Raw genomic sequence first — 23,329 nt, forward strand, 5'->3', positions numbered from 1 at the left:
GAGTTTTTACCGAGTTACACCACAACCACCTCAACGATACACCGAGTGTAACGACACCAAGTCGTGTAACGAAAATCCGCCTCCTTCAGCACTGCGGGCGGTGGCGTCTTCATATGTGCATCGCTGCGACTGCCCCCCAGCTCCGGGGCGACGGGGAGCCCAACATGCACATTGAACCGAGCACTGGCATTGAGGAGCTGGAAATTTCAGGGATCGATGTAAAGTGCTTAATCCAGGACATGGACGACGTCGAACGTGCCGTTCGCGAGCTGGCGCTCTATCGCCAGTTCAGCGAGCACTTCCGACAAGCATTCGACCTTATCGACGACGCTACTTCATTCTGGCTTGAGGATGGCTCCTATGCGCTGTGTGCTGAGGCAGTCACAACAACGGTCTTTGAGCTACGTGACGTCATCGATGACCATGCCAGCATCGCGGGAGCAGCCTCATTGCCAAATGTCATTCGACACCTCCCTGGCTTCAATCATCAAGCTACAGACTCGCAACTGGCAGCGACCTTTGCTCTCGTGCTTGGCACCGAAGCTGTAGAGGTACTCGGAAACTGGTTGTTCGAACTTGAACTTGCGACCTACGACATCGATGCAGAACTGCTAGAGCAGTTGAGAAATGATTCACCCCGCCAGTATCTAGCCCTGGTCGAAAAAGAACGATTCCGCCGCAGTGGAACCGAAATCAACGCGCGAGAGCGATTCGCTGAATTGCTGGGTGAAGCCAAACAGACCCTATCGATGGCAGTACTGTATAGGCAAGCGGAAAACATCGACGTATTCAAGACTGGCTTCAACGCATCCAGCCTGATGCACCGAATGCTCGACGAGGCTTTCTCGGCAAAGGCATCAAAGCGGGGCCATGAAGCCGGTAAGGGAAATCGAGACCCTGAATCAAAAATACAATCGGACACGATGTATAGGCGCGCAAATATCAAGGCAGCAGCCGAAAAAATCATTAGTGGCCGCTTGATTGAAAAGCGCAGTCTGAGCGATGCAGAGCTAACCAATCTGCTTTTCGATCAGAACGTTCATGGAACCAAAAAAACCATCAGGGACCACCTGACCATCCTGGGTCTTAGACCACTCAAATAAAAAAGGGGAGCGGACACAGTCCGTTCCCCCTCCCCTACGTAGCGTATGGCCTGTTGTCTCATTTCACTCAGGTTAGGCTCGCTATGAATACCGCATCAAAAACCATCGCTTCTCACGACCCAGCATCGACCCTCATTCGAATGCCCGAGGTCATTTCCATCGTAGGGCTCGCACGCCCAACCATCTACAAGCTCATGCGCCAACCGGACAGTGGATTCCCAATGCCGGTGAAGCTCAGCAACAGCAACGCCCGAAGCGCTCCGGTTGCATGGGTTTTGGCAGAAGTTCAAGCATGGACACGAGCACGCATCGCTGCCCGTGATCAGGTGGCCGCATGAGCCGCAAGATCGCCAACAAGGCCCTGATGCATCCGTTCTCCATTCTTCGACAGATCGGTTTTTCGCCTCGCCTCATGCAACGCCTGGAGCGCTACCGCAGCCAGCAGGACAAACAGGGCCGCGTGGTCAGCATCCTCAGCTGGGCCGATGGCACCTGGTGCGCTCTCTCGCTCCACTGCGAAAAGACCGGGGCGGTGATCGTCGACGAGGGCCAGCAAGCGGAAGCCTATGAAGATGCCCGCTCGATGCTCCAAGGCGGCTTCCTGCCCCTGCTTTCCCTGCGCTTCGAATTTCATGCCTGAAACGAAAACGCCTCCGGGGGCGATCCGGAGGCGTTGAGGTAAATCTACATGCCCGAACAATTTATGCCACACCTGGAAAATCCGCAAGGCACCCCCATGGTTGCACTTTCGAAAAACGGACGTTACTCTCTGGCCGTCGCTGCAAAATCAGCGATCGGGTTTGGCGACCCGACTACATACAGGCGCACAGGCGCCCCCATACCGATTGCAGGCGCTTTTTTTGTGCCCGCATTCATCTTTTATGGTGGCTGTGCGTGGGAGACCTTCGGGTCTGCCGGGGTCCTGTATGCCCGGTTCGCCAACCCGCGCACAGCTGCCACCCTAAATCGTTTGGCGACGATCCGTGGCAGCTCCTCACATACAGGAGTTCCGCTAGATGAAACACGCCCTCAATCCGTCCAAATTTCGCGCCGCTGCACACCGCGCAATGGCTCTCGCCGCTTTACACGCCAATTCCAGCCTCGCTACTCGTCTTGCCCGTTACAACGCCCATATGGTCAAAGCTCGCGCCCTCGAAGCCGCAGGCGGTGCCCAATGAATTCATCCCTCAGCTTCGCCTTACCTGAAGACCTGCTCTGCGTCAGCAAAGACATCAAGAAGGGTGTCCCGGTTGATGCAATCACCTGTGCTATCAACCGCGCAGAGTCCGTGCTGATGTTGCTTGAGGACCATTTCGAAAGCGAAGGCGACAGGCCACGTCTAGCCAATCACGTCCTGGCCGCTGTTATTTGGGATGTCCGGGGCACCCTGGGACTGATCAAAACCCTGACCCTGCACGGTGACACCACCTCTGTTCCGATGGATCAGAAAGGCGGTGCCGTATGAGCACTCACACAACACTAGGCCGAGCGTCGTTTTTCAATAAATCCTCCGGCCGGGGCGTGTTTCGGGTGAATGCGGGCATTCCTATTGAGGACGCGCTCGAAACGGTTTCGCTCCTCCAGCATTACGCCAATCAACTCTCCCTTGATGCCGCCATGAGCGACAAGGGCGAGCGCTACAGCTGGTGCGCGCTTTACCTTGGCGAAATGGCAAAAGCTCTGATCGATGACGTAAACGATGCGATGTTTATGCCGGGGGCCGATACATGACCCAGCGCATGAACAGCCCAACAAAACGCCCCAGCTTCGCCGACGTGAAAAACGCCGGACTCAAGGACATTGATCGCGTACTTGCGCACTGGCTGCCCAACGGCAAACGGGTCGATGGCGGCAAGGAATACACCGCCCCTAATCCGACCCGCACGGACAAACGTGCCGGATCACTAAAGGTCAATTTGAGCAAAGGCACCTGGGCGGACTTTGCTACCGGTGACAAGGGCGGCGACCTGATCGACCTGGTGCGCTACCTCGACGGCGGCACAGACGTCGAGGCCTGCAACAAGCTGGCGGAACTGCTACACGTATCGGCAGGCGCCGCACAGTCCAAGCCAACACCGAGCAAAGGCAAAGCACCGGAATGGATCGCCATCCAGCCGATCCCGGTCGAGGCCATGAACAAGTGCCCGGCCAAGCACCGGCAACACGGCGCGCCCTCCAAGGTATGGATCTATCGCGATGCCCAAGGCCAGCCCCTTATGGCGCTATATCGCTTCGACCTGGGGCCCGACGAAGACGGCAAGCCAAGGAAAGTCTTTTCACCGTTGACCTGGTGCCAGCGCGCCGACGGCCAAACCACTCAATGGCGCTGGCAAGGTTTGCCCAATCCGCGCCCTCTTCTGCACCTGGACGAACTGTCGCAACGGCTCGATGCGCCGGTCGTACTGTGCGAAGGCGAGAAAGCAGCCGATGCCGCTGCCGAGCTGATGCCGAGTTACGTGGCGACTTGCTGGCCGAACGGTTCCAACTCTTGGCACAAGGCCGACCTGACACCGCTCAAAGGGCGGTCGGTCTTGTTGTGGCCGGACAATGACTCCAGCGGTCAGAGCTGCATGGAGGCCGTCGCGGCAAAGCTGCGTGAAATCGGCGCCGCCTCAGTGCAAGCAATCGCCCTCAACGTCTTCAAACGCAAGCCCACGTTGAAAAATGGCACACCGACCTTTGCCAAAGGTGGTCAATGGGACGATGGCGACGATGCAGCCGACGCACTCGCCAAGGGCTGGACATCGGCCCACCTCGTCGAGCTGGAGCGCACTGGCGAGCTGTTTGGCTCGGCACCTGCCCCGGCTCCGGCCGGAGAAGTCGAAACCAAGGCGCAGCCCAAAACCAAGCGGCCCACCAAATCAAAAAATGACCTGTTGCCCGGCGGTTTTCGCCTGACGCCGGAAGGCGTGTTTTATTCCGGCGACGATGGCGAAGCGCGGCCTGTGTGCTCGCCCTTGGAGATCCTCGCACGTACCCGTGACGACAAGGGGCACAACTGGGGTTTGCTGGTCGAGTTCGACGACCCAGACGGCCAGAAGAAACGCTGGAACATTCCGGCCCGCACCATGACCGGCGACTTTGGCAAGGACGTCCTTGGCCCACTGGTGGACATGGGGCTACGTCTGGCGGGCAGCCGCTCAGGACGCAACGCACGCAACGACTTACAAAGCTATTTGCAGGGCTTTGACAGTGCGCAACGGGCTCGACTGGTTACCCGTCTCGGCTGGCACGGGAATGCTTTCCTATTACCCGAACGCCAGATCGGTTCGCATGACGAACACCTGCACTTCTATGAGGCTGGGGCACAACTCCCACCGATCAGCGAGTCCGGCACACTGGAACAATGGCAGGAGCAAATCGGCGCACTGTGCATTGGTAACCATCGTCTAGCGTTCGTCGTCAGCGTGGCCTTTGCGGGACCGCTGTTGAATATGCTCGGTCACGAATCAGGCGGGTTTCACCTCTACGGTGACAGCTCCGGCGGCAAGACCACACACCTACAAGTCGCTGCCTCTATCTATGGCGGGCCGCGTGTGGTGCGCTCCTGGCGCTCGACAGACAACGCCCTGGAATCCATCGCCGCCGCGCACTCGGACGGGCTCCTGGTGCTGGATGAAATCGGTATGTGCGACCCGCGCATCATCGGCGAAACGGTCTACATGCTCGGCAATGGCACCGGCAAGGCTCGTGCCAATGACCGAGGACAAGCGGGCCGACAGGTGCAGGAGTGGCGCTTACTGTTTCTCTCGACCGGCGAGAAGACGTTGGCGCAGCACATGGCTGAAGCCAATAAGGAACTGAAAGCCGGTATGGAGGTGCGCATGCTGGCCGTACCAGCGGATGCCAGTAAAGGCCTCGGCATGTTCGATGTGTTGAGTGGTTTCGACGACGCAGCGGCCCTCTCAGACGCGCTCAAGGCTCGGGTAGCCAAATACTACGGCACGCCACTCACCGCGTTCCTGGCGGCTCTTTGCGAGCCCGGCAAGATGCACGGATGGTCAACTATCCTCCGCCGGACTCTGGAAGGCTTCGTCACCAAAGCCCTCCCTGCCTCGGCCAGTGGGCAAGCACACCGAGCCGCTGCACGCTTTGGGCTGGCCGCAGCGGCCGGAGAGCTGGCCACCGCGCTCGGTATCACCGGCTGGCCCGACGGCACCGCGACCACAGCGGCACGTGTGTGCCTGAGCGCGTGGCTGAATGAGCGTGGCGGCGCCGGAAACCTTGAAGGCGATGCGATCTTGGCCCGCCTTCGCCAGATCATCGAGCGCTTTGGGGAAAGCCGCTTTACCCGCTGGGAAACCGCCGCCGCGAAGATCGATGAGCACGGGCCCCGCACCATTGACCGGCTGGGCTTTCGCAAAACCCTGGAGCACGGCATGGGCGACACCATGCACACCACCCACACCTACTACGTGCTGCCCGAAGCATGGCGATCCGAGATCTTTCGGGGCATGAACATCAACGCCGTGAACAAGGAGCTGCTGCATCGGGGGGTGCTGGAACCTGGTAGCGACGGCAAGGCATCGAGCTTGGTTCGGTTACCCGGCCTGGGCCCGCAACGCTGCTACATCGTGAAGACGATACCGGGAACGGATGAGAGCGAGGCTCGGGCTGCCTGACGGCCTCCCTACTGATGGAGGTAGCGCCGGCTCATTCCCGGCCTCGCCAGCCGCCCAACCCAATCCAATCGAATTACACAGAGACGAAACAATGAACGACATCCAAAAACTGAAAGACCGCCGTGAACAGCTGACCTCCGAAGTGGAACGCCTGCGAGCCGAACTCTTGCACTATGAGACCGCTCTAGCCGCCCCCGAGTCTATCCAGCGAGGCCGGGAGCGGGACGTGCAGGATCAGTACGCCGACCGGAAAAGAAAATGTGATTCACTGGACTTTGAAATTGATCGTTTGAGTCAAAAAATTGTTCGACGCGAAAACATCGCCAATCACGAAACCCTGATGGCGGGCTACCGCGACGCCATGGCGACCTGGAAGGCCGACGAGCACGAGCTCAACGAAAAGCGCCAGAGTGTCAGCACCCGCCTAAATGAAATCCGTCAGCAAGCCACAGATGAAATGGCGAAGGCACGGCAGGCTGAGACCGAAGCGGCAACTGCCTACGCTCAGGCTGTCGCGTGGGGCGACACCGAGGGCGAGAAGACTGCTAATGCTGACGCTCAAAAAGCCGCTAAAAACCTCGCAACGGCAGCCGAGCAAAACCGTCGTCAGCAACTGATGATCAGCGCTCTGGAACAAGAGCTGACCACCATCGATCAGCACATCGCTGAAGCGCAGCAAGAACATCAAAAAATTGAGAACAAGGCGCTGCACCTCGCAAACGCGGTGCTCGAAGAGAAGTGGAATGAGGCCGCTCAAGCATTGCTTGATGTGGGCGGACAACTTTGCGCGGCGCGTCGAATGATCGACCGGGATCCTGTGGCGCTGCTCAAGCTCAACATTCCAGAGCAAGGGGAAAATTTCAGCAACTGGGCCTGGAGTGACCTGTCGGACCGCTCAGTACGGTACAAGGTACAAGACGTGCTGGCTTTGTAGCGCCCTGCCCACCTTAAACAGCCCACGTGTGTGGGCTGTTTAAACAATGCCCAAGGATCAGCACTATGAACACTGCCATGCAGAACAGCCCCAGTCGTACCGAAACGCTGAAAGCAAGGAAAACCCACCTGAGCGCTCTGCTCAAGCTCATGGGCTCTCGATGGGTGAAGACCACAGCAGTACAAACCCTCACCTCTAACGCGATCAAAGTAGAGCTGAGCCTCATCGATGAGCAATTGAAACGCCGGAGCTAGATACCAATGGAGGCCTATTCGGCCTCCATTTACATTTAACTCATTTTCAGCTGCCAGATAAGGGCCACGACTTACGACTCCGTAAATTTAATCTTGCCATAAACCAAAGGCACGCTTAGGGTTATACGACAATATTTATGCCACCCTCGTCAAGTCGTTAAATTGTAGCTCGACGAAAACTGAGAAAGGGTTCGAACAAAGCCGACTTGCCGCAAACTTGGTCTATATCCCAGATGAAACCACAGGATGAAATTTTGAAATCGACCTCAAAAGCAATATCGGCATCTTTAACTCAAAGGATGAAAGATACTTATTTATTATCAGAGAAACATTAGTATTAACCTGATTAAGTAGAACCTCACCCCAATGATCAGGTGAGTAGCGCATCAAATTGCTAAACATGCTAGTTAAAAGAAAATGCACGGCAATTTCTGGAAGTACCACAGGAAAAAAAGGGTTCTCTACGTACCAGAGGTTACCTCTGATATCGGCATAAATAGCTGCTTGAGCCCTATGCTCATCCACTGCTGGGATATTTACTATTGTTTTCCCGTATCGCTCAGTTACATCAAAATTTGGAAAAGATTGCGCAACGTCACCTAGGGGGGGACGTCTAATGCCGTCACCTATCTGCAACTCCCAAGACGTGCTGCGCCGGTCTGTAACAACCTTTACTTCTAGTGGGTGGGTGCGAGAGTCCCGACCAGTTGTAATTTTATAATAATCCCGAATTTCTGGAACCATACTTAAAAGAGCACCAGCACTAACCGTAAACCTGTTCTTATAGAAAGCAAGGATTGAGTTTAGATTACTTTGTGCATAATCGCTGTCACGAGTTCTAACTAGACTAGTAGGAAAAGATGACACCAAGTCACTAAAGGTTCCGTGAGGCATGTCCCCGCCAAACTGAACGCGGATTGGGTCTGGCAAATAGTTCATCCCATGGGAACCAGGAAGATTATCCAATTTAAATCTTATTGGGTTATTCAATATTATTATCGAGTAGGCGTAAGCTGTAAGAGAATAGAACAAAGTTAGAGGTTTCACCATGACTGGGCCACTTCTACTACTGAGATATAACTCCCGGCCCTGTTTCAGGCAGTTCTTCAGCCTTCTAGCCTCATCAGCGGAAATTCCAGAGTTTCGCTCATCTCCGGTTGTACGTTTTCTGATTCTATAAAGCTCTCGAATGTGATCAGAGTTTTCAAGGTTCTCCAAAAGCTCAAGAGCTGGCGACGGAAAATTTAAATCATCCAAGGCTATAAAGTCGAGATTACTACGAGCACCAGTCCGCGCTTGTATTTCGCTGTCTAGCAAAAATAAATTTTTTGAGTTCGCAAAATTTTGATCCTCAGTAGGCACCAGCTTTTTACTTTCATAGAAGAGCCTTAATTTACCGTTGAACTGCTTTTGCCCATCGTGACCAAGGGCTCTCCATTCATTATTTGCTTCTTCTTGGTTCTTTTTAAACAGAGCATAGTCAAACGTGGATTCGAAGGGAGGTCGATTTTCCGCCTGAACAACCTCCACTTCATCATGCAAGATAGCTTCAATATCCATATTACGCTCCTGACAAGACAAGATATATAACCCAATAAAGCGAGCATAAGGAGCTAAAACAAAAAAACATTAAATAGTCGGTTTTTTATAAAAACCAAACTCATAATTGAATTTCTGTCCTACGCTGTCTTTCAAGATAGCTCACAGCCATCATTTCGTGCAACTCTTATCTGCATATCATATAGCGCACTTTTTTGTACACAGCCGTCTCTTCAATACGGAGCCAGTCAAGCATAATTCTCACATCACCGCACCGCCACTGGTAGATGCTCACATATATGATGGTATTCCCTCATTGTTGCACTCTTTCAGGGTGTGATCGACTAGGCCTACCCGGCTATAAATGCAGCAGCATATGCATCCATGGCGAATCGTGAAACCTTCAAAAAATGAGTTCACCCCCGATTAGGTATGTGTACGATAAACGCTAGTCTGAGAATCGGGAGGGGGTATGGAGCAAAGAGAAATCGAGGCGTTGTTGGCGACCGTGCATGCAGTCTTGCGTGCGGAGGGTGCTGATGAGGCGGCCGACTTAATTCGTGATTACCCTGCCAAGGCTGAGCTGACCGGCAGCGACAGCTGGAACGGCGGAACCTATTACTGGGACATCCAGTTGTCCATGCCCCCTTTGGATTTTGCCAAGCTTGGGGCCAGGCGCAATCAGCTTAAGGAGCGAATCACGTCGGCGCTTAGAGAGGTCACCGAGCATGAGGCAAATCTTGCTTATGCGGCAGTGATCATTCCAGCGAAAGAATTTTATCCGGAGTGGCGATCTGGTAAATCTGACGTACCGAAGAAGGTGCGCCAGAACATACTTGATGGCCTTCGGCTCGATGACGTGAAATGGCACGGCGAGCTCAATGACGTTGAGTTTCTGAGCCGGCTTTATGAGCTGGAAAAGCTTCCATCTTTTGACGCTCGCTTTAAGGATGCAGCTGGTGACATTTGGCAACATCGGTGGAACAACGATGATTGGGAAAGCGACTGGGTCTTCACTGATTCTCGCTTCCAACTGCTCGACGGCCACGCAGAGCAGTTCCTCCGTTTCCTTTGCGAAATTGTGCACCCTGTCGTGCGTCCAGACCGGACTGACTCCCTCAAACTCGTAAGCCACTTCAACGATCAACTCAAAAACACCGGTTGGGAAATTTATCAAGAGGAGCTGATCGCTGGCCGCCCGCGCTTCGCTTACCGCTCGGTTACCGACGCTACCAGCCAGAACAACACCTCTAGGTCCGTAATGCGTGCAAAGGCGGTCGTCGAAGCACTAAATGCAGGTTGGATGGCGAAGCAAATCGAACGGGTGGAGTATTCCGTCGACAGCGACCCCGAACTCGCTATCGGCACTGCCAAGGAGCTGGTTGAGAGCTGCTGCAAATCCATACTCACCAAACGCGAAATCCCTTTTACGAAATCTGACGACCTAGGTGATTTGACTAAGAAAGTTACGAAAGCGCTCCAGTTAGTGCCTGAGGGAGTCAGCGACGCGGCAAAGGGCGCTGACAATATTCGGCTAGTGCTACGCAACCTTGCGGGGCTTACGAGCAATCTGGCGCAGTTGAGAGGCCTATACGGAACCGGGCATGGCAAAGACGGCCAGTACCGCGGGCTTCAGCCGAGGCACGCACGTCTAGCAGTTGCCGCAGCGGTAGCTTTCATTGATTTCGTGTCTGAGACATACCGGTATAGGGAAGAATTGGAGGCAATCGAGAAGAGCGAATAGGGTAGGACTTGGTAGGCCGTCCCTGGCGGGAAATCTTAGGTTAGGGGCTGGAATGATAGCTTGGAAGCGTTCCTAGTATAGGCAAACGCATTTTTCTCGCGAGCTGCTAGGCAAATCTGAACACTAGATCTTACTAAGAAATCACGGTATGGATCTCAGATGCGCACTCTGTTACAAATAAACGAAGCAGACTTACTCAACGCAATCGTCGGCCTCCGTCTACCAGTATGAGCGGCTTAGGGCTGTTCCAGCCCATAGACCGATTAGAGCAGGTATCGTGCCCCCCAACTAATTCTGAATGAAAGGGGAGTTGCCGCATGTGCTGAGTAAATTAGCTAGCGGTAGAAGTGGCCAACCCACCAGTCACGAATAAATCCTCTCAGACGCAATATTGGGAAATTCGCCAACTCATTGAGAAGCCTTACACCATCAGGCATCAACCGCATCCGTTCTAGCAATATACTTGTCGCCTTCTTCACTTTCGCCGAAGGGTAGGCGTCGCCATGACTTAATTGTAAGAAATCTTCAACCAGCGAATTATTGGTTGAGTTGTATGCGAGCAGCCAATGTTTGATAATAAAACGCAAAACCAGATCAAAATGACTCTTTTCTTCGGCAGACGATCCGCCTAAATATTCGCAAACCGCTCTAAACTCTACAAGCTCAGTTGTCAAATCCCGTTCAAAAATAGAATCAAGAACATAGGTACTTATAGATACGGACGTGTGTTTAAAGCGACACAAGCCCAGAATTGCGTCAACATATGCGGCAGGTGAAATTCTCCCATCTCTCATCGCCTCATTGATGAAAATTTGCAGCCACGCGCTTTCCGACAATTCATAAGCATTTAGTGCAAAGCCTCTCGAGAACCCATCATCCGATAGAAGAAGGGCCTTGTTTTCCTTAGCTATGAAATATGTTTCGATTGCTTCTGGGCTGATTTCAAGTAAAAGTTCAGTGAGCTCATCCAGACCGGTAGGAAAATCAAAATGAACCACTTTGCATACGGCATTTATTGCATCAGCACAATCAGATAACCTTTCAATCTCTGCTGCCAGGTCCGCCTCGGTATATTCGTTCTTTATAAAAGTCCCACTCCGCCACCCAATACTAAATGTGGAACCCTCTCGATCTCCTGTCTCGCGCACAAGTTTACGCAGAGAATCTAACGAAGACTGAGAGACAAGCACAGTCTCGAAATAATCTGACAACACCGTCAATAAATTAAGCTCCGCAGCCACCCAAGCAGTATAAGTGTCTAAAACAACAGCTTTTCCTTCGTATCGGCGGATCGCCTCAATGGCCCGATCTCGCTCCTCCACTGTACCCGCACAGGTATAGATGCTTCCTTTACTCACCCTCATTAAATCTGAAACTTGAAATACATTTTTTTTCCACATTCCAGCTGCGACTTCTAGAGGTATATTTTTCTCAGAAACAGTCGCTATAAAACCTTCATCTTTTTCAGCCTGCCGCCTTATAAAATCAAGTAAAGACTGTACATTTCCATCTTCAACTTTAATGGACCATAGCCCACCTGCCTCTGGAAATTTACTTTCATATGTGGCGCACACATTATGAAAAGCATCTAGAAATTTATGTTTAACTTCTTCTAGCCTCCACCTTACTACCCCCTGAAATTTAACCTGCTCATATTCAAATCCAGGCTTCATCCCATATACTTTTTTTACATAAGGATCGACGCCTTCAGGATTAAGCGAAAGATCATCCTCTATACTTTCAGAAACATTTCTCTCAATGACAGTATCATCTGAGCAGACAAGCTTGATATGGCAGCCACCACTTACTGCTAGAGCATCATCCATTAACACATCTTTATTAGCATTGATAAAAATGTGAAAATAGCTTAACGCAACTTTTGATATTTCAGGATTTTCTACATATAAACGATGCGCCAGCTCCAATCCTTTTTTTGAGTCGCCAATCATGACCAATGCACTAGCGACATGCATCCATTGGTCCGGCGGCCCGTTGAACCGATCGATATCATACAGAAGAAAAAGCTCAGATAGCGCTGGCAGGTTTCTTTCATTTTTGGCCATATCTATCAAAGCGAGAAAACCAAACAGATCAGTCCCCCCCGAACTATAATATTGAGTAATACATTGCCTAGCCATTTCAAAAGAATTTCTTCTGAAATAATAGATACCCAATAACAACTCAAAACCTTTGGGCGCCAGCGCCAGTTCTTCATAGAAGCAAACAGCTTCTGCCCTTAACGGATGCTCGTTTATGAAAGCAAGGGCCAGCATATGCTTGAGATCATAATTATCAGCCACATCTGGACATACGCTAAGGCGAGATATGATTTCCTTCCACATCATTAGCGACCGAAGAAGCTTCATATAATGAAAAAACTCGATCACGTCTGTCTTATCGGCAATAAATTTTGAGCCGTAAGCATAAGCAATTTCTGCGATTGTTTTAATACCAGACGCGCGTGAAAACTCAAACAGCAATAAGCGCGCTCGGCTATCCAACAACGATGTAGCAAGCAGTGCCTCTAACTTGGCTTTGCCCACTGAGTCGCCTTTTTTGGCTCTAGCAATGTACACCACGATTTTTGCCTGGCAAAGAAAATCGCCATCGAACTTAGCTAATTGGTAGTCTTGAAAACTCGACAGCCCTTCCCAGTCTTGTTGGGCAACCAAGAGTAGAAAACGTAGCTTTCTAGCTTCTTCATAATTATCCAGCTTATCAATCGCCTTCCTACAAAGCTCAGGCTCATCTAGATCTAATAAACATTTTATTGTAGTATTAATTAACCCCTGATCATCAGACAGTTCGGAAAGAGTATAAATGCAAAGCTCACGCAACCGATCACGACTCGCACTAAGTTTATAAGAAATAATCAAACCTTGAACTACTTGCAAGTCCCAGCCATTTGCAAATCTATCACTTCCTTTAAAGTCCGACCAATAATCATCTAAGTATCCGGCGGCGATATTTATTTTTAGCACGTCCTCAGCCGAAAACTTAAAACCATTCTGACTTTGCCGCTCATCGATGTAAGACTGGATTATGCCTAGAGCAACTAGACTCTTCGCTAACAGATCGTCTGGCTCTTCGCTCAAATATTCATCGGCCAGAGCTCTCCAGATGCTGCTGTTTTTCGACGAAAGCAGATGAATATGAGCAAGACGAACGGATTTAGACCTCTTTAGCTCATCGGAGAAATTTTCATAAGGATCATCAAAAAAATCTGAGTACTGATAATGTATTCTTGTGGCTTGCAGCACAAACTCGGCCAGCGTTTCGTTGTTAGGATGACGCTCAAGCTCTTTCAAGCCGTAGTCGATGGCCTCATTGGTTTTCCCCTGCAAAATTAAGGCGAACGCCTTAAAAGCCACTGCACGTTGATCATCCGGAGCGTAAGTACACGCTTCTAATAATAGCCGCGCGGCCTCCTCTGGTTTGCCAAGTAAATGATCGCAAATACCTATATTTGCTTTGATCCGAAAAATTGAGATGGGTTGGAGATTCTTTGCCTGATGAGACAGAAGCTCCGTGTAAAGACTACGAGCCTCAGTTACACGACCCGAATTCATCAGATCTCTGTAGTGATCGATTTGCCGACCTATCTCGCTTTGTAGCTCACCCTCTACACCTAGACTGCGCATTTCAGCTTGGCTAGTAATGACCTCTGCTAGAGCGCTTTTGATTTCGTCTCTATCATTGCTAATGATAGTTCCGTAGTTATCACCATTCACAGCGACTCCGCCCCTGGTCGCTGTAACGTTCGTTTTTCCGCGAGGTTTTAAGAGTCCTACATACTCCAGCAAACTCCGCATTTACTTTCCTTTACGGTATGAAGTCTTAATAGTTCCCTTGTTATCCCCATTAACCGCCGCACCACCTCGATCGGCCTTGACAGATGTTTTGTTTTTCCATACCAATTTCAGTGTAATTACAACTATTAGGCAAACCCCGACTGCTACCGCTATTGCCAATTGTGGGTTATCTACTATCGAAAAACTCATGCTTAGTCTCCATGACCAGACGCGTTGATGGCTCGATGCTACCTCAGCTTAGCGTGCCACGCTATGCCGGCTCGGTGGCGAGTTCATTTTCGATTTCGCTCCAATAGCTGCCAGTCAGCAACCTGTCTATTGGGTGTAACACCGAGGGCTTTCGTAACACTCAACACAGCATTGCCGTACCCGTGGTGTAACCAACAATTAACCCTACAAAATCAATCAGTTATGAGAGTTTGTAACATCAGTAACTCTTGTAACACCCTTCAACGGGCTCCCCTGCCCCCCTTGCCAAGGAAGCTATCAGCGGGTAGGCATCGTCATGAATATTCGGGACAGGTGGTTGCTTAGCGCAACGGATGAAGACAGAAATTACTTGGCCCCAGACGGTACGTAGAGGGAAAGGGTTGGATACCCGAATGTCGTTTTAGCGGAAACGTCCAGCTTAGTGGACAAGTGGGCCGGGTTCGCTGCTGTTTAGCATTCTATTTGCACGATGGTTTGTACCGTCGCGAGGGACCCTGCGCATTTCGGAAAGGCACGGGGCAAAGAACCCGCAGCATCTTGTTAGCGACTGAATTTTCTACGTCGGTTGACAGGTTGACGTGGTTGACACCATCCCCAAGGTTGACCGGGTTCAGCCGTTCGCTATCAGCAACACAATGGCTCACCTTTACCGTTGCGGTAACGATGCCCTTTTTTCGTCAGGGTCCTTTCAATTTCAACGTTGAAATTTCAGTAAGGTGCAATCTCTGTCACTACCAAGATCCCGCGGGTTTCCGACCCCGTGTGCAGCGAAATCTCCCAGGGTCCCCGGCGCAATTTGGCCCACCTGGTAAACAGGGCTACTGATATGCAATGCCACTGGCTCGATGTAGATTGGCTACATGGTCAACACGGGAGGGAGAACAGCATGGAAGACCCATCTCTGCTTGCGTCTGTGCTCAAACGAATGAATGAAAATCAGCTTGCCCTGGGAGCAGCTATCGAGGAGCTCTCAAACTGGGTTGAGCAACGAGGATCTACAGAGGTCGCGCAAAACATCAGGGGGGCACTGGAAACGCTGGATAGGAACTCAGGATTTCTCACCCTGGCCCTCGCCTCCCTGGCGGCAGAAGGACGGGCCAAGGAATAACTATCTTGGCATCGGCCCTGCTTGATCGAGGTACGCCATGTCTGGTGGCGCTTTGACAGGCGGAGGGTACATGGGCAAACAGTAGCCAGAAAAAGGCAGCGTGTATGCCCACATGTATGCCTAACCGAACGGAACGACAATAAACCTTTTATATACAGCCACTTGAGCGCCCAGTTCAAATGACTGTGTACCACCAAGTACTAAAAACGGCTTATCGAAAGATAAGCCGTTTTTTTATGCCTCGATAAAAGCCGTCCCCCAAGTCCGCGCTGATTTGCGCCCGACGCCTCGCATCGCTACAGTCGATCCCTATCCCCTGGCCCACGGATGGAGCGACACATGCTTGCAGATCTGAAACCGAATCTTCATCGCCTGTCAGCCGTTTCGCTGCTGGCTGTAGCCCTGGCACTCGTTGCCTGTAAGGCCCCGTCCTCCTCCACAACCCCAGCATTGCCCGTCGCACCGGAGATCGCCTCCGGCTATCGCACCGACCTGCAGACCCGCCACGCTGACAAGCACATGGCCGCGGCGGCCAACCCGCTGGCGGCCGAAGCCGGGCGGCAGATGTTGCGGCGCGGCGGCTCGGCCATCGACGCGGCGATTGCCATGCAGGCGGTGCTGACCCTCGTGGAGCCGCAGTCCTCCGGGATCGGTGGCGGTGCATTCATCGTGTTGTGGGACGGCAAGGCAGTACGTACTTACGACGGTCGCGAAACGGCACCGGCCGGCGCCACCGAGAGACTTTTCCTGCAAGCAGATGGCAAACCCATGCCGTTTACCGCCGCGCAGATAGGCGGCCGTTCCGTGGGCACACCGGGCGTGTTGCGGGCACTGGAACTGGCCCATCGCAAACATGGCCGACTTGAATGGGGCACGCTGTTCGAGCCGGCCATCGCATTGGCCGAACAGGGTTTTGCGATCTCGCCCAGGTTGCACTCGATGATTGCGGCCGATGCGTCCCTGCCGGGGTCGCCGGACATGGCCGCCTATTTCCTGAACGCCGACGGCAGCCCGAAGGCGGTCGGCACCCTGCTGAAAAACCCCGCTTTGGCCGACGTGCTCAAGCGCATTGCCCGCGAAGGTCCCGACGCCTTGTACAAAGGGCCGATTGCCGAAGAAATCGTCGCCAAGGTGCAGAAGCATGCCAACCCCGGCAGCCTGTCATTGAATGACCTCCAGGGCTACGCCGCCCGGGAACGTGCGCCGCTTTGCACTGACTACAAGCGCTGGCAAGTCTGTGGCATGGCGCCCCCATCTTCGGGCGGGATCGCCGTGGCACAGATTCTCGGAACCTTGCAGGCATTGGAACAGCGCGACCGCCGCACGGCCCTCGCGCCCATGAAACCCGTCAAGACCGATAAACCCGCCGGCATTGAGCCGACGCCCGAAGCAGTGCACCTGATCGCCGAAGCCGAGCGCCTGACCTACGCTGACCGCGCCCTGTATGTCGCTGACTCGGACTTCGTCCCCGTACCGGTCAAAGGCCTGGTCGATCCCGGTTATCTGGCCAGCCGCGCGAGCCTGATCGGTCCACGCAGCATGGGCATCGCCAAACCCGGCACACCACCGGGCGTCCAGGTGGCATACGCCCCGGACCGTTCGCCCCTGCGCATCTCTACCTCGCAAGTGGTGGCAGTGGATGACCAGGGTGGCGCCGTGTCGATGACCACCACGGTGGAGTCAGCGTTCGGCTCACACCTGATGGTCCGGGGTTTCATGCTCAACAACCAGATGACCGACTTCTCGTTCATCCCCGAAGAAAATGGGCAAAAGGTCGCCAACCGCGTCGAACCCGGCAAACGCCCCCGCTCGTCCATGGCGCCGACCCTGATCTTCGATCGCCAGAGCGGTGAATTGCTGGCCGCTGTTGGCTCACCAGGAGGCTCCCAAATCATCGAATACGTCGCCAAGTCAGTGATCGGCCTGCTGGACTGGGACCTGGACGCGCAAGCCGCCATCAATCTTCCCAACTTCGGCAGCCGCAACGGCCCCACCGAACTGGAACAAGGTCAGTTCAGCCCGACACTGATCCAGGCGTTGAAAAACAAAGGCCATGCCGTGAGTGAAATCGACATGACCAGCGGGACCCAGGCAATCGTCCGAGTCCGTGATGCCCAAGGCAAAACCTCACTGGCCGGTGGAGCGGACCCGCGGCGTGAGGGGCAGGCGCTGGGGGATTGAGCGTCGCGGCCATCCGACCGGTCTGCGAAGTCGCGTCGCCGCCCATCGCGGGCAGGCTCGCTCCCCCAAGGGGTCAAGCCTTGGGGGGATCGCTCTGCGGTTGGTAAATCAGCAAATCGGCGGGCTGACATTGCAGATGGCTGCAAATGGCTTCGAGGGTAGCCAGGCGAATACCCTTGACCTTTCCTTGCTTCAACAAGGAAAGGTTGGCTTCCGTAATGCCTATCGCGGCGGCAAGGTCCTTGGATTTAACCTTGCGCGTCGCCAGCATCACATCAAGTTGAATAACGATAGGCATAGGGCTCTCAAACAAAAGTCCGGTTTTCTGAATCGACTTCACTGGCCCGGGACAATATCCGGGCAATGATTGCAATGCAGGCTGCAAGAAACAACGCGACAAACGACGGGGCGGTAACGCTGAGGGTAAGCAGACGCTGACCGACCGGTGCGTTGATCGTCACCAGCAGGCTGAGAAACGGCTCACACAGGAAATCCAGCAGCACCCACAGCGCCACAGCGCGACCTACCTTCCCCAGGCAAACGGCTGCTTCGCTGGAAAAATACTCGCCTTGGGCATATCGCTGGAACAACTGCCGCAAATGGCCCAGCCCGAACGCCAGGGCCAGCAGCGGTATGCTCGACAACAGCATTGCGCCAAGGCATTGCCAGCCAGTCAAGCGCATAGCCTCTGCTGACAAGCTCGACAGCTGTCGCTCGGTCAGGGCAAAGCCCAGACCGTATTCTGAAGCAACGTCAGGAAACAGCCAGACCCCGGCGTTGAGGACCATCATCGTGATAATGAAGACAAGTGTGATGGCAGCCATGCGCTGGCTGTACAGGGCGAGACGATTCGAGGACATGGAAGGCTCCACAGAACAAAGGAAGCGCAAACCATAGCGGTGAAATTATCGCAGAACAATAATTAATATGTAAAAAACGATAACATCAAACTCAAGTCGACAACTGATTGGCAAACTGGCTCACGGCATCGACCACCTTCTTCGCGCCATCCTGAATCTCGACGATCACCGTCCCCGCCTCCGCTGCCAGGGCCAGACCCTGTTCGGCCTGGTGCTGGCCGTCGGTCATCAGTGCCACGGCGTTGCGGGCCATGTCCTGGTTCTGGCGAACCACGCCGACGATCTCATCAGTGGCCTGACTGGTACGCGACGCCAGTTGCCGCACTTCATCGGCCACCACCGCAAAGCCCCGGCCCTGCTCACCCGCCCGGGCGGCTTCGATGGCCGCGTTGAGCGCCAGCAGGTTGGTCTGTTCGGCAATGCCGCTGATGGTCTTGACGATGGTGCCGATCACCAGGGATTGCTCATTCAGGGCCTCGATGCCTTCGCCGGCGGTTTGCATGTGCCGGGCCAGGTCACGCATCACGCCCACGGCCTGGGTCACCACGGTGGTGCCGCGCTGGGCGCTGTTGTCGGTTTGCAACGAGGTGCTGTAGGCAATGCCGGCCGCCTCGGAGACGGCTTTTTCCTGGTTGACCTGATCAGTGATGTTCGTGGCGAACTTGACCACTTTGTACAGTCGCTCGTTGGCATCAAGCACCGGGTTGTAAGAGGCTTCCAGCCAGACTTCACGGCCGTTGCTGTCCAAGCGTTTGAAGCGACCGGCGACGAACTCGCCGCTGTTGAGACGCTGCCAGAACTGCTGGTAGGTGGCGCTGTTGTACTCCTCCGGTTCGCAAAACATGCGGTGATGCTTGCCCTTGATCTGCGCCAGGCTGTAACCCATGGCATTGAGGAAGCGATCATTGGCTGTCAGTACGTGACCGCCCAGGTCGAATTCGATCACCGCCGTTGAGCGCACCAGCGCACCAATGAGGTTTTCATGCTCGCGCGACGCCTCGATGGTACGGGTCAGGTCGCTGGAGTACATCGAGAAATAGCGGATTCGGCCATCAGTCGCCCGAACCGGTTGGAGAATCGAACGCAACCAGGCTTCCTTACCGTTGCCCCGGAGCAGCCGTACGGCGCCGGAGAAATGCTCGCCTCTAGTCAGCGCCGTCTTGAAACGCAACTGGAACTCATTGGATTTCAGGTAAGCCGGCACCAGCTCTTCGACAGACCGGCCGATGAGGTCCTGGGTCTTGTAGTGCATTTCGTCGAGAAAATTCTGATTGACCGTCTGCACCCGCCCTTCGGCATCCAGAGTGAGGGCCAGCATCTCGCGGTCCAAACTCTCCTTCACCTGCACACATGGCATGCTCCGAGAGCAGGAGAGTTAGGTGGCCTGTTCTCTTGCCATCGGCTCGCCGATTTTTTTCTAAAGAGCGCCCCGGGCCGCTTCTGAAAATAATCCTGCGCGCTCGCGAACCCCGATTAGCCTCCCATGGTCACTGGAATGTTCCAGTGTTGGCGCCTGACGCCAAGACCCTGCCGCACCCAATACCCATAACCATAAAAATCGAGGTAATTGCCGTGACCACCGACATACAAGACAGCCGTTCCGCCCGCTTCGCCTTGCGCTGTTCCAGTTTTGCCGAGCGCTGGTTCCCTGACTCCTGGGTATTTGCCGCCCTGGCAGTATTGGTAGTCGCGGTGGCGACACTGTTCATCGGCGCCAAGCCCACGGCCGCCGCCATGGCGTTCGGCGATGGCTTCTGGAGCCTGATACCGTTCACCATGCAGATGGCCTTCGTGGTGATCGGCGGTTACGTGGTCGCCAGCTCGCCACCCGCCGTCAAACTGATCGATCGCCTGGCACGCATCCCGAAAAACGGTCGCTCCGCGGTGGCCTGGGTCGCATTGATCTCCATGGTCGCATCGCTGCTCAACTGGGGGCTTTCCCTGGTATTTGGCGGTTTATTGGTACGTGCCCTGGCCCGTCGCACCGATCTGAAAATGGACTACCGCGCCGCGGGCGCCGCCGCTTACCTGGGCCTGGGCGCAGTTTGGGCACTGGGTTTGTCTTCCTCGGCGGCGCAATTGCAGGCCAACCCGGCCAGCCTGCCACCCTCGATCCTGTCGATCACCGGGGTCATTCCGTTCACCCAGACCATTTTTCTCTGGCAATCGGGAGTGATGTTGCTGGCGTTGATCGTGATCTCGCTGATCGTGGCCTATGCCACCGCTCCCGGCCCGAACAGTGCCCGTGACGCCGCCGCCTGCGGGATTGATCCCAGCTTCAGCATGCCGGCATTGCAGCCTCGCACCCGCCCGGGAGAATGGCTGGAACATAGCCCGCTGCTGACCATTGCCCTGGCGCTGCTGGCCGCCGGCTGGCTGTTCCACGAGTTCTCGACCAAACCTGCGATAAGCGCCATCTCCGGGCTCAACACCTATAACTTCCTGTTCCTGATGCTTGGCGCGTTGCTGCACTGGCGGCCGCGCAGCTTTCTCGATGCCGTGGCGCGCGCGGTGCCGACCACCACCGGCGTGCTGATCCAGTTTCCGCTGTACGGCTCGATTGCCGCGCTGCTGACCACGGTCAAGGGTAGCGACGCCCAGACGCTCGCCCATCACATATCCACCTTTTTCGTACAGATCGCATCCCACGATACCTACGCCGTGTTGATGGGCGCCTACTCGGCGGTGCTGGGCTTTTTCATTCCTTCGGGAGGCGGCAAATGGATCATCGAAGCCCCCTATGTCATGCAGGTGGCCAATGATCTGAACTATCACCTGGGGTGGGCGGTGCAGATCTATAACGCCGCCGAAGCGCTGCCAAACCTGATCAATCCGTTCTACATGCTGCCGCTGCTGGGAGTGTTGGGGCTCAAGGCCCGGGACCTGATCGGTTTCTCCTTCGTGCAATTACTGGTTCACACGCCATTGGTGCTGGTGCTGCTGTGGGCGCTGGGGACGACATTGTCTTATCTGCCGCCCGTGATGCCATAAAGCCATAAAAAAGGGCCGATATTTTCGTCGGCCCACTTTTTCTTCGCTCCGGTCTGTTTCAGTATGGCTACACCCTGTTCGAGGGGTCCACACGCTGAAAAGGATCTGAGCATGTCCAAACTCGCCGTACTTTCTCTTGCCACCCTGGCCTTCAGTGCCGCCGCCCATGCCGACATCGATGTTCAGTTGGGCAGTACCGAACGCGTCACCCGTCTCTTCGCCTATCCCAACAACTGCAACGTCATTTGTTTTCGCAACTGGACGCTGGAGCAGACCGTTGAGCATTACCTGACCCAAAGCGTGCAGCGTGACGGCTACAGCGCGGCCAAGGTCAGCGTCAAAAGCGACAACGATAAGGTCTACGCCAGTATTAGCGGTGTGCCGCAAGACTACGGCAAACCGTTGACTGCGCTGCTGGATGCCGGTGACCTGGCATACAAGGGCGCCACCAAACTCAACAGCGATAACAAATGGGCCTACGACTGGTACCTGTTCCTGCCGCTGGGCATGGCCCTGGAGAACCGCAAGAGCATTGAGTTGCTGCACTTCCCGCCGGATTACTCCCTGACCCAGGCGCAGGACTACCTGGAATCGGCCACCACCGATCGCTGGGCCACGCTGCTGACCGCCAACGGCATCGCCGCCGAACAGACCCCGGCCTTCCAGACCATTGTCGACATCGCACCGATTGCGGCGCCATCCAATGCCGGCCAGGCGCTGGGCGGGGTCTACGACTATTTCAATGACTACCAGACCACCATGGTCAAGCAAGTCAGCCAGAACGCCAGCGGCGACGCCCTGCCGATGGTGGCCTTCGGTGCTCCCGTGCGGAACTGGATCAAGACACAGTACGGCCAGACCGTGGACGTGCTGGGTCTGGCGACCATTACGCCGACTGCGGGTGTCAAGGTTCCGGTCCTGGGCTCCAACCACCCGAGCTACATCTGGTATGCCGCCGACCCTGACAGCTACAACGGTGATCAGGCCAAGGCGGATGCGGCAGGTTTGAAAGTCATGGGGCAGGACCTCAGCGCTGCATGCTGGCAAGCCGGCATGGGCAGCAAACCGGGCACCGATCCGAGTGCGCAATTGAATCAATGCACACAGACCTGGCAGGTCACGCAAAAGGAAGAAACCTGTGAGCTGTTCTATACCTCGATCCGCAAGCTGTCTGCGGACGAAGCGGCGAAAAAATGCGCGGAGCCGGCAATCAAATCACAACTTCCACAATTGAAAGTCCCCATGCCAGCGCTGCCTGACGCGGTGTAAACCCCAAGGACTTTCCTGCGTAAGCCTGGGCTCACGCGGGAAAGCGCCTTTGGCTCCTGTCAGAGTCGACAGTAGATGTCGTTTCAAGGTTGCGCGAAGCTAGGCAGGTTTCAATGATCGCTGGCAGGATCGCCAGCGCCAGAAGGCCGAGCGTCCTACGCGACAGGGACCGTCATGACCACCTTCCTTGCAGACAGCGCATCCTCACCGAACGGGGACGGCATCTACCCCGAGAAACAACTCAGCACGCGCATGGGTTATCCATCCAGGCGCGATTTCGAAGTGCGCCAGACGACTAACGGCCGCGGCAATGGCATCGTCGCCCGCAAGCGGTTTGCGCCGTTGGAAAGGATGTGCAGGGTATCGGGACTGATCGTCAGCCGACGACGCCTGCATACACTGCAGATCCTGCCGGACATCCACATGTATGACCCGCGCTTCGCCGCATTGCTGCAGCACTCCTGCAGCCCGAACGTTTTCCTTGACATGAGCGAACTGTGGTTATGGGCGTTGACCATCATCGAGGAAGGTGACTGCCTGACGATGGATTACGCCAGTACCGAGCAGAAATTGTATCGACAGTTCGCCTGCCGGTGCGGTTCGTCCAACTGTCATGGCTGGATCACAGGCTATGACGAACCGCCCAACGAGCGAGGGATGAAATTTCTGCGGCACTGGCGTCGCCGCTGTCATCGCGACTGA

Annotated in this window: 20 protein-coding genes and 1 pseudogene; 15 read left to right on the top strand and 6 right to left on the bottom strand. The window is 54.7% G+C overall.

Annotation, left to right across the window (positions count from 1 at the left end):
* Window positions 1-164: 164 nt before the first annotated feature.
* From PSEUDOMOFG3G_RS23005 to PSEUDOMOFG3G_RS23045, 9 genes are all read left to right on the top strand, one after another.
* Window positions 165-1,103, top strand: coding sequence for a hypothetical protein (locus PSEUDOMOFG3G_RS23005; RefSeq protein WP_171061423.1), 939 nt, complete (start codon window positions 165-167; stop codon window positions 1,101-1,103).
* A gap of 83 nt (window positions 1,104-1,186) precedes the next feature.
* Window positions 1,187-1,441: an AlpA family transcriptional regulator gene (locus PSEUDOMOFG3G_RS23010; RefSeq protein WP_082097993.1), complete on the top strand. Its 255-nt coding sequence runs from the start codon at window positions 1,187-1,189 to the stop codon at window positions 1,439-1,441.
* Window positions 1,438-1,743, top strand: a complete 306-nt coding sequence (locus PSEUDOMOFG3G_RS23015) for a hypothetical protein (RefSeq protein WP_139051153.1) — start codon at window positions 1,438-1,440, stop codon at window positions 1,741-1,743. The genes PSEUDOMOFG3G_RS23010 and PSEUDOMOFG3G_RS23015 overlap by 4 nt, the downstream gene beginning before the upstream one ends.
* Before the next feature lie 376 nt (window positions 1,744-2,119).
* Window positions 2,120-2,281, top strand: coding sequence for a hypothetical protein (locus PSEUDOMOFG3G_RS23020; protein ID WP_010457911.1), 162 nt, complete (start codon window positions 2,120-2,122; stop codon window positions 2,279-2,281).
* Complete coding sequence (locus PSEUDOMOFG3G_RS23025; RefSeq protein WP_139051154.1) at window positions 2,278-2,568, top strand: hypothetical protein; 291 nt, start codon at window positions 2,278-2,280, stop codon at window positions 2,566-2,568. Before PSEUDOMOFG3G_RS23020 ends, PSEUDOMOFG3G_RS23025 begins: the two co-directional genes overlap by 4 nt.
* On the top strand, window positions 2,565-2,834 hold the full coding sequence (locus PSEUDOMOFG3G_RS23030; RefSeq protein ID WP_139051155.1) for a DUF3077 domain-containing protein: 270 nt from the start codon (window positions 2,565-2,567) through the stop codon (window positions 2,832-2,834). Before PSEUDOMOFG3G_RS23025 ends, PSEUDOMOFG3G_RS23030 begins: the two co-directional genes overlap by 4 nt.
* Window positions 2,831-5,725, top strand: a complete 2,895-nt coding sequence (locus PSEUDOMOFG3G_RS23035) for a DUF927 domain-containing protein (protein WP_139051156.1) — start codon at window positions 2,831-2,833, stop codon at window positions 5,723-5,725. The genes PSEUDOMOFG3G_RS23030 and PSEUDOMOFG3G_RS23035 overlap by 4 nt, the downstream gene beginning before the upstream one ends.
* Window positions 5,726-5,816: 91 nt before the next feature.
* Window positions 5,817-6,659, top strand: a complete 843-nt coding sequence (locus PSEUDOMOFG3G_RS23040; protein ID WP_139051157.1) for a chromosome segregation protein SMC — start codon at window positions 5,817-5,819, stop codon at window positions 6,657-6,659.
* A 65-nt stretch (window positions 6,660-6,724) separates the two neighbouring features.
* The gene (locus PSEUDOMOFG3G_RS23045; RefSeq protein ID WP_139051158.1) at window positions 6,725-6,913 is read left to right on the top strand and encodes a hypothetical protein; all 189 of its coding nucleotides are present in this window, start codon (window positions 6,725-6,727) and stop codon (window positions 6,911-6,913) included.
* 222 nt (window positions 6,914-7,135) lie between these two features.
* Here PSEUDOMOFG3G_RS23045 and PSEUDOMOFG3G_RS23050 read toward each other — a convergent pair whose 3' ends face one another.
* Window positions 7,136-8,473: a YaaC family protein gene (locus PSEUDOMOFG3G_RS23050; protein WP_139051159.1), complete on the bottom strand. Its 1,338-nt coding sequence runs from the start codon at window positions 8,471-8,473 to the stop codon at window positions 7,136-7,138.
* A 451-nt stretch (window positions 8,474-8,924) separates the two neighbouring features.
* Between PSEUDOMOFG3G_RS23050 and PSEUDOMOFG3G_RS23055 the strand changes: the two genes are divergently transcribed.
* Complete coding sequence (locus PSEUDOMOFG3G_RS23055; protein ID WP_139051160.1) at window positions 8,925-10,196, top strand: abortive infection family protein; 1,272 nt, start codon at window positions 8,925-8,927, stop codon at window positions 10,194-10,196.
* Window positions 10,197-10,531: 335 nt separating this feature from the next.
* Here PSEUDOMOFG3G_RS23055 and PSEUDOMOFG3G_RS23060 read toward each other — a convergent pair whose 3' ends face one another.
* Window positions 10,532-14,008: a M48 family metallopeptidase gene (locus PSEUDOMOFG3G_RS23060; RefSeq protein ID WP_139051161.1), complete on the bottom strand. Its 3,477-nt coding sequence runs from the start codon at window positions 14,006-14,008 to the stop codon at window positions 10,532-10,534.
* A gap of 1,096 nt (window positions 14,009-15,104) precedes the next feature.
* On the opposite strand from PSEUDOMOFG3G_RS23060, the gene PSEUDOMOFG3G_RS23065 reads away from it, so the two are divergent.
* The gene (locus PSEUDOMOFG3G_RS23065; RefSeq protein ID WP_042956428.1) at window positions 15,105-15,326 is read left to right on the top strand and encodes a hypothetical protein; all 222 of its coding nucleotides are present in this window, start codon (window positions 15,105-15,107) and stop codon (window positions 15,324-15,326) included.
* 339 nt (window positions 15,327-15,665) lie between these two features.
* Window positions 15,666-17,507: a gamma-glutamyltransferase gene (gene ggt, locus PSEUDOMOFG3G_RS23070; protein ID WP_139051162.1), complete on the top strand. Its 1,842-nt coding sequence runs from the start codon at window positions 15,666-15,668 to the stop codon at window positions 17,505-17,507.
* 73 nt (window positions 17,508-17,580) lie between these two features.
* Here ggt and PSEUDOMOFG3G_RS23075 read toward each other — a convergent pair whose 3' ends face one another.
* The 4 genes and pseudogenes from PSEUDOMOFG3G_RS23075 to PSEUDOMOFG3G_RS28480 form a co-directional block, all read right to left on the bottom strand.
* Window positions 17,581-17,805 carry a helix-turn-helix transcriptional regulator gene (locus tag PSEUDOMOFG3G_RS23075; RefSeq protein WP_047229383.1) on the bottom strand — a complete coding sequence of 75 codons (225 nt, stop codon included), beginning with the start codon at window positions 17,803-17,805 and terminating at the stop codon, window positions 17,581-17,583.
* 7 nt (window positions 17,806-17,812) lie between these two features.
* The gene (locus PSEUDOMOFG3G_RS23080) at window positions 17,813-18,367 is read right to left on the bottom strand and encodes a DUF2975 domain-containing protein (protein ID WP_139051163.1); all 555 of its coding nucleotides are present in this window, start codon (window positions 18,365-18,367) and stop codon (window positions 17,813-17,815) included.
* 91 nt (window positions 18,368-18,458) lie between these two features.
* A complete protein-coding gene (locus PSEUDOMOFG3G_RS28475) occupies window positions 18,459-18,890 on the bottom strand; it encodes a methyl-accepting chemotaxis protein (RefSeq protein WP_373685103.1) in 432 nt (143 codons plus the stop codon).
* A gap of 108 nt (window positions 18,891-18,998) precedes the next feature.
* A pseudogene (locus PSEUDOMOFG3G_RS28480) lies at window positions 18,999-19,724 on the bottom strand (PAS domain-containing protein); the annotation flags it as partial.
* A gap of 215 nt (window positions 19,725-19,939) precedes the next feature.
* Between PSEUDOMOFG3G_RS28480 and PSEUDOMOFG3G_RS23090 the strand changes: the two are divergent.
* The 3 genes from PSEUDOMOFG3G_RS23090 (at window position 19,940) to PSEUDOMOFG3G_RS23100 (ending at window position 23,329) form a co-directional block, all read left to right on the top strand.
* Complete coding sequence (locus tag PSEUDOMOFG3G_RS23090; protein WP_076386741.1) at window positions 19,940-21,358, top strand: short-chain fatty acid transporter; 1,419 nt, start codon at window positions 19,940-19,942, stop codon at window positions 21,356-21,358.
* A gap of 111 nt (window positions 21,359-21,469) precedes the next feature.
* Window positions 21,470-22,627: a hypothetical protein gene (locus PSEUDOMOFG3G_RS23095; RefSeq protein ID WP_047229380.1), complete on the top strand. Its 1,158-nt coding sequence runs from the start codon at window positions 21,470-21,472 to the stop codon at window positions 22,625-22,627.
* 174 nt (window positions 22,628-22,801) lie between these two features.
* On the top strand, window positions 22,802-23,329 hold the full coding sequence (locus tag PSEUDOMOFG3G_RS23100; RefSeq protein ID WP_139051165.1) for a lysine methyltransferase: 528 nt from the start codon (window positions 22,802-22,804) through the stop codon (window positions 23,327-23,329).

Source organism: Pseudomonas sp. FG-3G, from assembly GCF_901007645.1.
Taxonomy (GTDB): Bacteria; Pseudomonadota; Gammaproteobacteria; order Pseudomonadales; family Pseudomonadaceae; genus Aquipseudomonas; species Aquipseudomonas rhizophila.

Coding starts and splice junctions, on each gene's coding strand:
- PSEUDOMOFG3G_RS23040 (WP_139051157.1), top strand. CDS start 5,817: ATGAACGACATCCAAAAACTGAAAGACCGCCGTGAACAGCTGACCTCC.
- PSEUDOMOFG3G_RS23020 (WP_010457911.1), top strand. CDS start 2,120: ATGAAACACGCCCTCAATCCGTCCAAATTTCGCGCCGCTGCACACCGC.
- PSEUDOMOFG3G_RS23050 (WP_139051159.1), bottom strand. CDS start 8,473: ATGGATATTGAAGCTATCTTGCATGATGAAGTGGAGGTTGTTCAGGCG.
- PSEUDOMOFG3G_RS23010 (WP_082097993.1), top strand. CDS start 1,187: ATGAATACCGCATCAAAAACCATCGCTTCTCACGACCCAGCATCGACC.
- PSEUDOMOFG3G_RS23095 (WP_047229380.1), top strand. CDS start 21,470: ATGTCCAAACTCGCCGTACTTTCTCTTGCCACCCTGGCCTTCAGTGCC.
- PSEUDOMOFG3G_RS23080 (WP_139051163.1), bottom strand. CDS start 18,367: ATGTCCTCGAATCGTCTCGCCCTGTACAGCCAGCGCATGGCTGCCATC.
- PSEUDOMOFG3G_RS23015 (WP_139051153.1), top strand. CDS start 1,438: ATGAGCCGCAAGATCGCCAACAAGGCCCTGATGCATCCGTTCTCCATT.
- PSEUDOMOFG3G_RS23075 (WP_047229383.1), bottom strand. CDS start 17,805: ATGCCTATCGTTATTCAACTTGATGTGATGCTGGCGACGCGCAAGGTT.
- PSEUDOMOFG3G_RS23055 (WP_139051160.1), top strand. CDS start 8,925: ATGGAGCAAAGAGAAATCGAGGCGTTGTTGGCGACCGTGCATGCAGTC.
- PSEUDOMOFG3G_RS23035 (WP_139051156.1), top strand. CDS start 2,831: ATGACCCAGCGCATGAACAGCCCAACAAAACGCCCCAGCTTCGCCGAC.
- PSEUDOMOFG3G_RS23005 (WP_171061423.1), top strand. CDS start 165: ATGCACATTGAACCGAGCACTGGCATTGAGGAGCTGGAAATTTCAGGG.
- PSEUDOMOFG3G_RS23060 (WP_139051161.1), bottom strand. CDS start 14,008: ATGCGGAGTTTGCTGGAGTATGTAGGACTCTTAAAACCTCGCGGAAAA.
- PSEUDOMOFG3G_RS28475 (WP_373685103.1), bottom strand. CDS start 18,890: ATGCGTGACCTGGCCCGGCACATGCAAACCGCCGGCGAAGGCATCGAG.
- PSEUDOMOFG3G_RS23030 (WP_139051155.1), top strand. CDS start 2,565: ATGAGCACTCACACAACACTAGGCCGAGCGTCGTTTTTCAATAAATCC.
- PSEUDOMOFG3G_RS23065 (WP_042956428.1), top strand. CDS start 15,105: ATGGAAGACCCATCTCTGCTTGCGTCTGTGCTCAAACGAATGAATGAA.
- PSEUDOMOFG3G_RS23100 (WP_139051165.1), top strand. CDS start 22,802: ATGACCACCTTCCTTGCAGACAGCGCATCCTCACCGAACGGGGACGGC.
- PSEUDOMOFG3G_RS23045 (WP_139051158.1), top strand. CDS start 6,725: ATGAACACTGCCATGCAGAACAGCCCCAGTCGTACCGAAACGCTGAAA.
- PSEUDOMOFG3G_RS23025 (WP_139051154.1), top strand. CDS start 2,278: ATGAATTCATCCCTCAGCTTCGCCTTACCTGAAGACCTGCTCTGCGTC.
- ggt (WP_139051162.1), top strand. CDS start 15,666: ATGCTTGCAGATCTGAAACCGAATCTTCATCGCCTGTCAGCCGTTTCG.